At 67.5% G+C, this 12,454-nt stretch carries 11 protein-coding genes; 1 reads left to right on the top strand and 10 read right to left on the bottom strand.

Annotated elements, in window-relative coordinates; all coding sequences use genetic code 11:
- Positions 1 to 46: 46 nt before the first annotated feature.
- The 4 genes from ACN9MV_RS18135 to ACN9MV_RS18150 all read right to left on the bottom strand — a co-directional run bounded on the left by ACN9MV_RS18135 (position 47) and on the right by ACN9MV_RS18150 (position 7,169).
- Positions 47 to 1,537 (bottom strand): efflux transporter outer membrane subunit, encoded by a 1,491-nt coding sequence (locus ACN9MV_RS18135; RefSeq protein ID WP_307615165.1) that lies wholly within the window; start codon positions 1,535 to 1,537, stop codon positions 47 to 49.
- A 24-nt stretch (positions 1,538 to 1,561) separates the two neighbouring features.
- Positions 1,562 to 4,831: an efflux RND transporter permease subunit gene (locus ACN9MV_RS18140; RefSeq protein ID WP_093056512.1), complete on the bottom strand. Its 3,270-nt coding sequence runs from the start codon at positions 4,829 to 4,831 to the stop codon at positions 1,562 to 1,564.
- Positions 4,832 to 4,871: 40 nt separating this feature from the next.
- The gene (locus ACN9MV_RS18145; protein ID WP_093056511.1) at positions 4,872 to 6,122 is read right to left on the bottom strand and encodes an efflux RND transporter periplasmic adaptor subunit; all 1,251 of its coding nucleotides are present in this window, start codon (positions 6,120 to 6,122) and stop codon (positions 4,872 to 4,874) included.
- Positions 6,123 to 6,269: 147 nt separating this feature from the next.
- Entirely contained in the window at positions 6,270 to 7,169 is a 900-nt protein-coding gene (locus tag ACN9MV_RS18150; protein WP_093056510.1) for an alpha/beta hydrolase, read from the bottom strand.
- Positions 7,170 to 7,351: 182 nt separating this feature from the next.
- On the opposite strand from ACN9MV_RS18150, the gene ACN9MV_RS18155 reads away from it, so the two are divergent.
- Entirely contained in the window at positions 7,352 to 8,266 is a 915-nt protein-coding gene (locus tag ACN9MV_RS18155; RefSeq protein WP_093056509.1) for a LysR family transcriptional regulator, read from the top strand.
- 35 nt (positions 8,267 to 8,301) lie between these two features.
- On the opposite strand, the gene ACN9MV_RS18160 is transcribed toward ACN9MV_RS18155, so the two are convergent.
- The 6 genes from ACN9MV_RS18160 to cbiB are packed head-to-tail and all read right to left on the bottom strand — an operon-like array spanning position 8,302 to position 12,442.
- A complete protein-coding gene (locus ACN9MV_RS18160) occupies positions 8,302 to 8,766 on the bottom strand; it encodes an OsmC family protein (protein WP_426388851.1) in 465 nt (154 codons plus the stop codon).
- A 13-nt stretch (positions 8,767 to 8,779) separates the two neighbouring features.
- Positions 8,780 to 9,367, bottom strand: a complete 588-nt coding sequence (locus ACN9MV_RS18165; RefSeq protein ID WP_257014715.1) for a GNAT family N-acetyltransferase — start codon at positions 9,365 to 9,367, stop codon at positions 8,780 to 8,782.
- Positions 9,364 to 10,092, bottom strand: coding sequence for an LrgB family protein (locus tag ACN9MV_RS18170; RefSeq protein WP_093175787.1), 729 nt, complete (start codon positions 10,090 to 10,092; stop codon positions 9,364 to 9,366). The genes ACN9MV_RS18165 and ACN9MV_RS18170 overlap by 4 nt, the downstream gene beginning before the upstream one ends.
- On the bottom strand, positions 10,089 to 10,442 hold the full coding sequence (locus ACN9MV_RS18175) for a CidA/LrgA family protein (protein ID WP_093056505.1): 354 nt from the start codon (positions 10,440 to 10,442) through the stop codon (positions 10,089 to 10,091). The genes ACN9MV_RS18170 and ACN9MV_RS18175 overlap by 4 nt, the downstream gene beginning before the upstream one ends.
- A 27-nt stretch (positions 10,443 to 10,469) precedes the next feature.
- Positions 10,470 to 11,474, bottom strand: coding sequence for an aminotransferase class I/II-fold pyridoxal phosphate-dependent enzyme (locus ACN9MV_RS18180; protein WP_426388852.1), 1,005 nt, complete (start codon positions 11,472 to 11,474; stop codon positions 10,470 to 10,472).
- Positions 11,471 to 12,442 (bottom strand): adenosylcobinamide-phosphate synthase CbiB, encoded by a 972-nt coding sequence (cbiB, locus tag ACN9MV_RS18185; protein WP_426388853.1) that lies wholly within the window; start codon positions 12,440 to 12,442, stop codon positions 11,471 to 11,473. The genes ACN9MV_RS18180 and cbiB overlap by 4 nt, the downstream gene beginning before the upstream one ends.
- Positions 12,443 to 12,454 lie beyond the last annotated feature (12 nt).

A 12,454-nucleotide genomic window follows, 5' to 3' on the forward strand; every position in this document is an offset into this window, starting at 1 on the left:
GTTCAGGCTGTCAATTTCAATCCTGGGTCGTCTGGGTCGTCACTTTTCAGCGCGTGGCTACCTTGGTCTGTGCGCCGGCCGCAGCCACGGGCGCCGGAGCTTCCCATCCACCACCAATGGCGCGGATCAACCCCACGGCCGCCTGGTACTGGGCCGACTTCACCTGCAGCGCCTGCCGCCGGTTGCGCAGTTCGCTGCGGCGTGCGTCCAGCAGGTCGAGCTGGCTGATGTAGCCGTTGCGATAGCGCGTGTCCGACAGGCTGGTAGCGCGCTGGGCCGAGGTCACGGCCTGCGCCTGCACCACCGATTGCTCCTGCAGGATGCGTATGGCAGCCAGCTGGTCTTCGACCTCCTGGAACGCCACCAACACTTGCGTGCGATAGCTCGCGAGCGCACCGTCGAGCTGGGCATTGGCGCCCTGCACGCCGGCCTCGCGGCGGCCGCCGTCGAAGATCGGCAGCGACAGCAGCGCGCCCACGCCCCACGAGCGCGCCGACCACTTGAAGAGGTCGCCGACCTCGGGCGAGGCATAGCCGGCGGCGCCGGTCAGCGAAATGTCCGGGAACCACGCGGCCTGCGCCACGCCGACACGGGCCTGCGCGGCGAGCACAGCGTTCTGCGCCGCCGACACGTCGGGCCGGCGCGTGAGCACCGTGGCCGGCACGCCCGGCGGGATCGACGGCAAGGCGGTCGACCACTCGTCGGTGCGCAGGCCGAAGCTCGAAGCCGAGTCGCCCACCAGCACCGCGAGCGCATGCTCCACCTGGGCGCGCTGGCGGTCGAGTGCGAGCGCGTCCGACTCGGTCGACGACACCTCGGTCTGCACGCGCGCCACATCGAGCTCGGCGATGTCGCCGGCCTGTTCGCGGCGCTGCGACAGGCGCAGCGTGTCGCGATAAGCCTCGACCTGCTCGCGCACCAGCGCGCGTTCGGCATCGAGCGCGCGCAGCTGCAGGTAGGTCTGCGCCACTTCGGCCTGTACCGCGAGCCGGGTGCTTTGCAGCAGCGCCTCGCGGCCGGTCGCGTCGAGCTTGGCCGCATTGCTGGCGCCCGAGAGGCGGCCGAACAGGTCGACTTCGTACGAGAACGTGGCACCGATGTTGGTCATCGTGGCCGGCGTGGTGCTGGCCGTGGCCTTGTCCAGGCCGGCGCCGCGGTTGGCGCCGGCGCTCAGGCCGATCTGCGGCAGGCGGTCGGCGTTGGCGCTGCGCGCCAGCGCGCGGGCCTCGGCCAGCCGCGCGGCCGCGGCCTGGATGTTGTTGTTGCTGACGTCGGCCTTCTCGACCAGCGCATTCAGCGTCGGGTCATTGAACGCCAGCCACCAGGCGCCGCGTGCCTGTGCCTCGGAAGGCACGGCACGCGTGAAGCCGGCGGGCGGCGACATGCCGTCCTTGCCTTGCTCCTTGAACTGCGCCGTGGTCGTGATCTCGGGCAGGCCCGAAGGCACGGTGGCACAGCCGGCCAGCACCAGGGCGGCCATCAGCGGCAGCAAGGCGGTACGAAGAGGCTTCACCAGCGGTTGAACTGAGAATTTCATGATGAGCTTTCTCTTTCTTATTGATCAGTCGTCATGCGAGGGACGCGGCGATGCAGGCACAGGGTGCAGCCCACCACCGCCCGAGCCACCGTGCGACGGCGCAGCCGGATGCTCGGCCGACACGAAGTCGTCGCCATGCGGCACTTCGCCATGCAGCTTGAGCGGCCGGTTGCCCGCGAGGCGGCGCAGCAGCACGTAGAACACCGGCGTCAGGAACAGGCCGAAGGCCGTCACGCCGATCATCCCGGCGAACACCGCCACGCCCATGGCCTTGCGCATCTCCGAGCCCGCGCCGGTCGACAGCACGAGGGGCAGCACGCCCATCACGAAGGCCAGCGAGGTCATCAGAATCGGGCGCAGGCGCAGGCGGCTGGCTTCGATGGCGGCTTGTATCGGTGTACGGCCGGCGAATTCGAGCTCCCGTGCGAACTCCACGATAAGAATCGCGTTCTTCGCACTCAGCCCCACCAGCACGATCAGCCCGATCTGCGTGAAGACGTTGTTGTCACCCCCCGATATCCATACGCCCGCCATCGCGGCCATGATGCCCATGGGCACGATCAGGATGATCGCGATCGGCAGCGTCAGGCTTTCGTACTGAGCGGCCAGCACCAGGAACACCAGCAAGATGGCCAGCGGGAACACCAGGAAGGCGGAGTTGCCGGCCAGGATTTCCTGGTACGTCAGCTCGGTCCACTCGAAGCTCACGCCCTTGGGCAGCGTCTCGGCCGCAATCTTGGTGATCGCGTCCTGCGCCTGGCCCGACGAATAGCCCGGTGCCGGGCCGCCGTTGATGTCGGCGGCCAGGTAGCCGTTGTAGCGCATGGCGCGTTCAGGGCCGAAGGTCGAATTCACCTTCATCAGCGCAGCCAGCGGCACCATCTCGCCCGTGGTCGAGCGCACCTTCAGCAGGCCCACGTCTTCGGCACGGGCGCGGTAAGGCGCATCGGCCTGCACTCGCACGCTGTACGTGCGGCCGAACTTGTTGAAGTCGTTCGCATACAGGCTGCCGAGGTAGATCTGCATGGTGTCGAAGATGTCCGTCACCGGCACGCCGAGCTGGCGCGCCTTGGTGCGGTCGATGTCGGCATACAGCTGCGGCACGTTGACCTGCCAGCTCGTGAACATGCCGGCCAGTTCGGGCGCCTGCTGTGCCTTGGCCATGAAGGCCTTCACTGCCGCGTCCATCTGGTCGTAGCCCACCGAGGCACGGTCTTCCAGCTGCAGCTTGAAGCCGCCCGTGGTGCCCAGGCCCGCCACCGGCGGCGGCGGGAACATCACGATGAAGGCGTCCTGGATGCCCGCGAAGGCACCGTTGAGCTGGCCGGCCACCGCACCGCCGCTCTGGTCGGGGCGCTTGCGCTGGTCGAAGGGCTTGAGCGTTGCGAACACGATGCCCGAGTTCGAGCTGTTGGTGAAGCCGTTGATCGACAGGCCCGGGAAGGCGATGGCGTCTTCCACGTTCGGGTTCTTCTTCATGATGTCGCCCATGCGGGTGATCACCTCTTCCGTGCGGTCGAGCGTGGCGCCGTCGGGCAGTTGGGCAAAACCGATCAGGTACTGCTTGTCCTGCGCCGGCACGAAGCCGCCGGGCACCGCCTTGAAGAGACCGAAGGTCACCGCGACGAGCGCGACGTAGATCGCCAGCATCAGCGCCTTGCGCGAGATCACGCGCTTCACGCCGCCGCTGTAGGCCTCGGAGCCGCGATGGAACAGCTTGTTGAAGCCGCGGAACAGCCAGCCGAAAGCCTTGTCCATGCCGCGCGTCAGCGCGTCCTTGGGAGCATCGTGGCCGCGCAGCAGCAAGGCAGCGAGCGCGGGCGACAGCGTGAGCGAGTTGATCGCCGAGATCACCGTCGAGATCGCAATCGTCACCGCGAACTGGCGGTAGAACTGGCCCGTGAGACCGCTGATGAAGGCCAGCGGCACGAACACGGCCACCAGCACCAGCGCGATCGCGATGATGGGCCCCGACACTTCGCGCATCGCACGGTAGGTTGCTTCACGCGGCGTGAGCCCCGCCTCGATGTTGCGCTCGACGTTCTCCACCACCACGATGGCGTCGTCCACCACGATGCCGATGGCCAGCACCAGCCCGAACAGGCTCAGCGCGTTGATCGAGAAACCGAGGATGTGCAGCACCGCGAAGGTACCGATCACCGACACCGGCACGGCCAGCAGCGGGATGATGGAAGCGCGCCACGTCTGCAGGAACAGGATCACGACCAGCACCACCAGCATGATGGCTTCGAGCAGCGTGTGGATCACCGATTCGATCGATGCGCGCACGAACTGCGTCGGGTCATAGGCGATGCGGTATTCCAGGCCCTCGGGCATGTTCTTGTTGAGCTCGGCCATCGTCTTGCGCACGTTCGACGAGATGTCGAGCGCGTTGGAGCCCGGTGCCTGGAACACACCCATGCCGACGGCCGGGTCGTTGTTCAGCAGCGAACGCAGCGAGTAGTCGGCGGCGCCCATTTCGAGGCGGCCGATGTCGCGCAGGCGGGTCACGGCGCCATCGGTGCCGCTCTTGACGATGATGTCGCCGAATTCTTCTTCGCTCTGCAGGCGCCCTTGCGCATTGATCGACAACTGCATGTCCACGCCCGACAGGCCCGGCGACGCGCCGACCACGCCGGCCGCAGCCTGCACGTTCTGGCCACGGATGGCAGCCACCACGTCGCTGGCCGAGAGGCCGCGCTGCGCGACCTTCTGCGGGTCGAGCCACACACGCATCGAGTAGTCGCCGCCGCCGAAGATCTGGACCTGGCCCACGCCTTCGATGCGCGCCAGCGGATCCTTCACGTTCAGCACCGCGTAGTTGCGCAGATAGTTGATGTCGTAGCGGTTGTTCGGCGAGACGAGGTGGACCACCATCGTCAGGTCAGGCGCGCTCTTGACGGTCGTGATGCCGAGCCGGCGCACTTCCTCGGGCAGGCGCGGCTCGGCTTGCGAGACGCGGTTCTGCACGAGCTGCTGTGCCTTGTCGGGATCGGTGCCGAGGCGGAACGTGACGGTGAGCGTCAGCACGCCGTCGGTGGTTGCCTGGCTGCCCATGTAGAGCATGCCCTCGACGCCGTTGATCTGCTCTTCGATCGGTGTGGCGACGGTTTCGGCGATCACCTTGGGGTTGGCGCCGGGGTAGGTGGCGCGCACCACCACCGAGGGCGGCGCGACTTCCGGGTACTCCGAGATCGGCAACCCGCGCAGCGCGATCAGGCCGGCTATCAGCATCAATAGCGACAGCACGCCGGCAAAGATCGGCCGGTCGATGAAGAATTTTGAGAGATTCATGATGGTTCTCCGGTGGGCGCGGGTGCGCCCTCCTCCGAAATCAGGACTTGGCCGCTTCCGCGACGCGTTCCGGTTGTTGTTGCTTGGGGTCCGCCTTGGCGTCCATGGTCACTTGCTGCGGCGCCACCAGCGCACCCGGGCGGATGTGCTGCAGGCCGTTGACGATGACGCGATCGCCCGCCTTCAGGCCCTTGCTCACGACACGCAGGCCGTTGATGGAAGTGCCCAGGGTCACTTCGCGGTAGGTGGCCTTGCTGTCTTCACCCACGACCATCACGAACTTCTTGTTCTGGTCGGTACCGATGGCACGCTCGCTCACCAGCAGTGCGGTGTCGTTGCGAGCCTGGCCCATGCGGATGCGGGCGAACTGGCCGGGGATGAGCGCGCCGTCCTTGTTGTCGAACGAGGCACGCACACGCACCGTGCCGCTGCGGGCGTCGACCTGGTTGTCGATCAGCTGCAGCTTGCCGGTGAAGGGCGTGCCGTCGAGGCCGGCGGTGCCCATCTGCACGGGAATCGACTCGATCTGGCCGCGGGCGCTGGAGCCGCTCGGCAGGTCTTTCAGCGCACGGGTGATGACCTGTTCGTCAGCATCGAAGCTCGCGTAGATCGGGCTCACCGAGACCAGCGTGGTCAGCACCGGAGCGCCCGGACCGGCCGCCACCAGGTTGCCCACCGTCACCTCGATCCTGCCGATGCGGCCCGACACCGGAGCCCGCACCTGGGTGTAGCCCAGGTTCAGGCGCGCCGACTGCAGCGAGGCTTGCGCCGCACGCAGGTTGGCGTCGGCTTCGCGGCCGGCGTTCACACGCTCGTCGTATTCACGCTGGGCAATGGCCTTGTCGTCCCACAGGCGCTTGGCACGCTCCTGCTCGCTGCGGCTGAACGACTGGCGGGCCTGTGCGGATGCCACCTGCGCTTCGGCGCGCTCGACCTCGGCCGCGTACGGTGCGGGGTCGATGGTGACCAGCAACTCACCCTGCTTCACCAGCGCGCCTTCGCGGAAGTGCAGCGACTGCACGGCCCCCGCGACGCGGGAGCGCACGTCGACGCGCTCGACGGCTTCGAGCCGGCCCGAGAACTCGTCCCAGGCGTTGATCTCGCTCGACGCCACGGTGGCGACGGAAACCGGCGTAGCTTGCGGCGCGGCCGGGGCGTTGTTGGCTTCGGCCTTGAAGCTGTACATGCCAACCACCGCGGCGGCCACCGCCAGCAGAGCGGTAATGCCGGTCACGGCGGGCCACAGGCCCTTGCGGGCTACGGAAGACAGCTTTTTCTCGTTGTTCGACATGATGGTTCGTCCTTCTCGATGACTTTGGGGATGCAACAGGCCACCCCGGCGCTTTTGGCACCAGGAGGCGGAATTCAGGAAAAAGAGGGCCCTCGCACGCTGCCGCGCTGGCAGCGTGTCGATCAGGCAGCCGTGGCTGGCCGGGAGCTAGCTGGGGTGGTTGGGCGCCGCACCCGTGGGCACGGTGGTCGGCGGTGTGGTCGCGCTGAAGAACTCGCGGAAGTGCTGCTGCACCGTGGCCTCACAGGCCACGCAACCCGTGTTCTCGGTGTCGTACAGCGCCTTGGGCCAGTTCGAGGCGCTGGGCAGCACGCTGCTCGTGACCTCGATGCCGGCGGCACGCAGGCGGCCCGCGAAGGTCAGCGCCTCGTCGCGCATGGCGTCGTCCGCACCCACCAGCACCAGCGCGGGCGCCAGTGACGACAGCCGCAGCGAACCGCTAGGCACCGCATAGGGGTGCGTGGCGTTCGAGGGGCAGCTCAGGTACTTTTCCCAGCCGCTGGCCCAGCGGCACTCGGGCTCGTCGCTGGTGGCGTTACGCAGCGAGGCGGTACCGGCGCACGGATCGAGCATGGGCGACAGCAGGATCTGGCCTGCCACCGGCGGATGCGCCCGGTCGCGAGCGATGAGTGCCACCGCGGCCGCCAGGTTGCCACCGGCTTCTTCGCCGGCCAGGTACACCTGCGCACCCTTGCCACCGAGCTTGGTGCGCTGCTTGTAGAGCCATTCGAGGGCGGCATAGCCCACCTCGATCGGCTCCGGGAACGGCGACTGGGGCGCCAGCGGGTAAGCCACCGACACCACCACCGCACCCGCTCCGGCCAGCAGCCGGGCCACATTGCGGCCGTTGTCGAGGTCGCCGCAGACGAAGGTGCCGCCATGAAAGTGCAGCACCAGCGGTGCGACGTCACCCTTGGCGCGCTGGCCGTACACACGGGCACCGACCGGTTCGCGGCCAGGCAGCTCGATCGACAGATCGGCTTCCACGCCTTGCGCCGCAGCGCGGGCGGCGGCTTCGGCAGAACGGGACGATGGAACGGGTGACATGGGCGACCTCAGGGAATTGGGCGATGGTTGAAATATAAGTCGCCCAGTGTGACGTTAAACAGGCAAGCCGCCCCTACTCTGTTTCCAAACCGACAACAATCGCGGCGCTTCGCAAGGGTTTGGCGCCTTGTGTGAGAATCCGCTCCCCCCGGTGTGGGCCGGGCACCAACAACAGGCATTCGATGGATCAAATCCAGGCCATGCGGATCTTCGTCCGCGTCGTGGAAGCCGGCACCTTCACCCGGGCGGCAGACTCGCTCGCCCTGCCCAAGGGCACGGTCACCAAGCAGATTCAGGCGCTCGAATCGCGCCTGCGCGTGAAGCTGCTCAACCGCACCACGCGCCGCGTCACCGTCACGCCCGACGGCGCGGCCTACTACGAGCGCGCCGCGCGCCTGCTCAACGACTTCGACGACATGGAAGCCAGCATGACGAATGCGCAGGCCAACCCCACGGGGCGGCTGCGCATCGACATAGGCACATCGGTGGCGAGGCAGATCATCCTGCCCGCGCTGGCCACCTTCTGCGACCGCTACCCCGACATCCAGGTCGACCTGGGCGTGAGCGACCGCACCGTCGACCTGATCAGCGACAACGTCGACTGCGTGATCCGCGCGGGCGACCTCAGCGACCAGTCGCTGGTGGCACGGCGCATCGGCACCCTGCACTTCGTCACCGTGGCGTCACCGGCATACATCAAGCGCTACGGCGTGCCGCAGCACCCGAACGACATCGAGAAGCGCCACGTGGTGGTGAGCTATTTCTCGGGCACCACGCGCCGCGTGTACCCGCACGAGTTCAAGAAGGGTGACGAGCACATCGAGCTCAACGGGCACTACCGCGTGTCGGTCAACGAGAGCAACGCGCACATCACGGCAGTGCTCGGCGGCTTCGGCATTTCGCAGTGCATCACCTTCATGGCCGAGCCGCTGCTTGAAAGCGGCGAACTGGTCGAGGTGCTGCCGGACTGGAGTCGCGATCCGCTGCCCATTCACGTGGTGTACCCGCCCAACCGGCATCTGAGCGCGAAGGTGCGGGCGTTCGTTGATTGGGCAGCGGAGCTGTTTGCCAAGAACCCGCGGCTGCAGCGCCGCTGAATTGGCCCGCGCGGGCAGCCGAGGCAGGGAGCGCGTCAGTACGCCGGCTCGCAGCGCACCTCGGTCTTCACCGAATTAGCGATGAAGCATTCTTCATGCGCCCGGTGGTGCATCTGCTCGATCTGCTCGCGCGTCGGCACGTTCTCGCCGGAAAAGGTCACTTCCGGCCGCAGCGTGACCACCGTCATCGCCATCTTTCCCTCGGCGTTCTTCTCCATCACGCCAGTGGCTGCATCGAAATACCGGTCGACGACGAACTTGCGCTTCACGGCCATCGTGAGGAACCACAGCATGTGGCAGTTCGAGAGCGAGGCGACGAACATCTCTTCGGGATCGACCGCTGACGCATCGGACATCGGCAGCGGCACCACGTGCGGCGACGACGAGCCCGCCACTTCCGCGCCGCCGTCGAAGCGCAGCGAATGCCTTCTGCTGTAGGTGTTGCCGAGAAAGTCCTGCTCGCCGCGCAGCCAGAGGATTTCAGCGGTGTAGTGAGCCATGCGCAATTTTCCTTCAGAGATCGATGCGGTAGCGAAACTTGGTGAGGCTGCCCTGGCTCGGCAGGGTGATGAAGGTTTCGATCAGCACGCCGCCATTGGCCGCGATCACTTTCTGCGACGCGAAGTTGTCCGGGCTGGTCGTGATCTCGACGCGGTTCAGCCCCTCGCCCGCAGCAAGCGTCAGCATGGCGCCGAGCGCACGCGTCGCATAGCCCTTGCGCTGCTTCCACGGCACGACGTTGTAGCCGATGTGCCCCAGGCAGTAGAGAGGCAAGGCGTCGGTGCCGGGCTGCCAGCGCAGGTCGATGCTGCCGCAGAACTCGCCGTCCCACATCCAGCACTTGTAGCCAGGCAGGCGCCGCACCCTGGAGCCGTCGGGCATGACGATGCGCCCGCCTTTGGCTTCGCGGTCCACCAGGCTGGCAAGGAAGCGGTCGGCATTGGCCTTGATGGCGGCGCGCTCCTCGGAGCCCGATTCGGGTCGCGTCTCGTCGCGCGCCCAGCCCCGGTTCAGGGCCGACACATAGCTGGGCAGGTAGGCCTTGGCGGGCCAGACCAGTTCCATCGGACGGGTCTCGGCCTTGGACATGGATGGCTTCATGCTCCCATCAGCCTGACGATCAGCGGCACCAGCAGCGCCGTCGCGATGCCGTTCAGCCCCATGGCCAGCGCGGAGAACGCGCCCGCCGTCTCATTCACCTGGATGGCCCGCGCCGTGCCGATGCCATGCGCCGCCATGCCGACCGCAAAGCCGCGCACCGCGGGTTCCCTGATGCGCAGCAGGTTCAGCAGCCCGGTCGCCATGATCGCGCCCGAGATGCCCGCAACGGCCGCGGCCACCGCCGCCAGCGAAGGCAGCCCGCCGATCTTCTCGGCCACGCCCATCGCGATGGGCATGGTGGCTGACTTGGGCGCAAGCGACATCATCAACTCGTGCGAGCCGCCCAGCACCCACGCGATGCCGATGGCCGACACGATGGCCGCGACCGAGCCCACCAGCAGCGCCACACCGATGGGCAGCCACAGCCGCCGCAGCCGGCCAACCTGGCTGTACAGCGGCACGGCCAGCGCCACCGTGGCGGGGCCGATCAGGAAATGCACGAATTTCGCGCCTTCGAAATACGTGTCGTAGGGCGTGCGCGTGAGCAGCAGCACGCCGACGATGACGATCACCGAAATCAGCACCGGGTTGACCACAGGATTGCGCCCGCTGCGGGTGTGCAGCCACAGCGCGCCAAGATAGGCCAGCAGCGTGAGCGACAGCCACAGCAGCGGCGACTGCGCGAGGAAGACCCAGATTTCAGAAAGCTTGGCCGGCGCGGTCATTGCGCATCCTTGCCGGTGAGGCGGATCATCCAGCGGAACGTGAGCGCCGTGACCGTCATGGTGAAGGCCGCGCCGACGATGCCCGCCGCAAGAAACGGCAGCCACTCGCGCCCCACCCGCTCGAAATGCAGCATGACGCCGGTCACGGCCGGAATGAACAGCAGCATCAGGTTGCGCAGCAGATGGCCCGAAGTGTCGGTCAGCACCTGAGGCACGCCGCCTCGCACCAGCAGGCCGATGAACAGCAGCACCATGCCGATCAGCGGACCGGGAATGGGCAGGCCGAGCCACTGCACGAGCAGTTCGCCGGCCAGTTGGCAGAGAAAGAGCGTGGTGATGGCGTAGAGCATTTTTCTTGTGGGTGCGGATGTATGTGTTCAGGACGCGTTTGTCCAGGCCTCTTTCAACGCCTGCTGGCTGTCGGGCGGCAGCACGCCGAGACGCACATGGCCCGGCAGGCCGAAGGAGGCGCAGTCGCGCAGCTTGATGCCTTCGGCGCGCAGGTGCTTCAGCAGACCGGCGAAGTCGTCCACCATGGGCTGGGCGACATGAAAGTTCGCGTCGCTGGGCCAGACGTGCCAACCGATCTCACTGCACATGGCCATCTGCGACGCCTTCCAGTCGCGCAAGGTCCCGAGGCTTTCCCGAATCCAGGCCTGCACGTCAGGCCGCGTCCAGGCCGAGAGCATTGCCACGCCGTGCGAGCCCACCGGCCACGAGGCGCTCAGGCGCAGCAAGGCACGCACCGCATCCTGCGCGTTTGACGGAGCGATCACATAGGCCGCACGTACTCCTGTCATCCCCAGCGCCTTGTTGGGAGACCACATCTGCCAGAGGCGATCCAGGCGGCTCTGGCTCAGCGCAAGGCGGCCCTCCAGGCGCAAGGGCTCGTAGGCGCGGTCGAGCACGCAGGGCACGCCCTCGGGCAGGGCATCCACTGTCTCGAGAATGCCCTGCTGCGCCTGACCCAGCGGCGTGGAAGGATCGCAGCACCAGGCGAGCCGCAGTTGGCGCGCCGGATGCGGCGCGCGCACCACCTGCAACCCATGGGCTCGCGCGGCGGCCGCATAGTCGCCGTAAGACATGGGCGGCAGCGCGACCTCGCCATGGCCGCCGCGATCTTCCAGGGCCGCCCAGGTGGTGATGCGCCGGATGAACTCGCTGGCCCCGGCTGCAAGCACGATGCGCCAGGCTTCCACGCCGTGCATGACCGCAAGTTGCTCACGCAACGCCGTGTAGGCCGGATCGGGATACCGCGAGACGTCGGCAGCGCCGACCCGCTCCAGAGCCTCGGGGCATGGGCCACAGGCATTGGCATTGGTCGAGAAGTCGTGCGGCGCGGCGCCAGCCGCATCAGGACCGCCATGCACCACCGTGCTCATACCCACCTCCAGCCGGCCGTCGCCACGATGACCAGCGACGCGAACACGCCCGCCGCCAGCGCGGCCCGGCCACCCAGTTGCGCGGTGCGTTGCATGTCCAACGCGGAAGGCGCACGCCCCTCGGCATTCAGCGCATACACGCCCGGCTTCGCCAGCCGCACACCAAGGAGTAGCGCCATCGCCGCCATCGGCCAGCCGCTGTTGGGCGACGGCGTGCGGCGCGCCTCTTCTGACAGCCCCGTGGGCCACCGCCACGCCGCCAGCGCCAGCAGCCCCACGGTGATGCGCGCCGGCACCCATGAGAGCACGTCGTCCGCGCGCGCGGCCCATTTGCCGAGCCAGGTCCAATCACGGCCGTTGCGCTCGCCGCGGTAGCCCCACATCGCGTCGGCGGTGTTGGCAAAACGGTAGAGCGCCGCACCCGGCAGGCCGAGCAGCACGAACCAGAACACCGGGGCCACGAGCGAGTCGTTGAGGTTTTCCGCGAGCGATTCGATGGCGCTTTCGCGCACTTCGCGCTCGCCGAGCCGGGAAACGTCGCGGCTCACCAAGCGCGCCAGTTGCTTGCGGCCGGCATCGAGCGAAACGGCCAGCGCGGCCTCGACCGCAAGTACTTCATCGCGCAGCATGCGCCAGGCAAAGAGTGGCTTCAGCAGCAGGCCCAGCAGCAGTGCAACGGCCCATGCAGGCAGCGACAGCACCATGAGCGTCTGCAAGACCATGGCGACGCCCCAGACGCACGCGCCCCCCACGCACCACACCAACGCGCCAATGAAGAACATCGGCAGATCCACCGGCTTCGCGGGGTACGCAGGCGGCGCGATGCGCGAACCGAGCCCGAGGTAGCGTCCCATCCATACGACAGGGTGCAGCGGCGCGGGAGGTTCGCCCAGCCAGTGGTCGATAGCCAGCGCGATCCACAGCGCGGCGGCTACAGCGATGGCGTATTCGAGATTCTGGAGGAGCATGGGAGCCGCCAT

The organism is Variovorax sp. R-27, from assembly GCF_049913215.1.
Taxonomy (GTDB): Bacteria; Pseudomonadota; Gammaproteobacteria; order Burkholderiales; family Burkholderiaceae_C; genus Variovorax.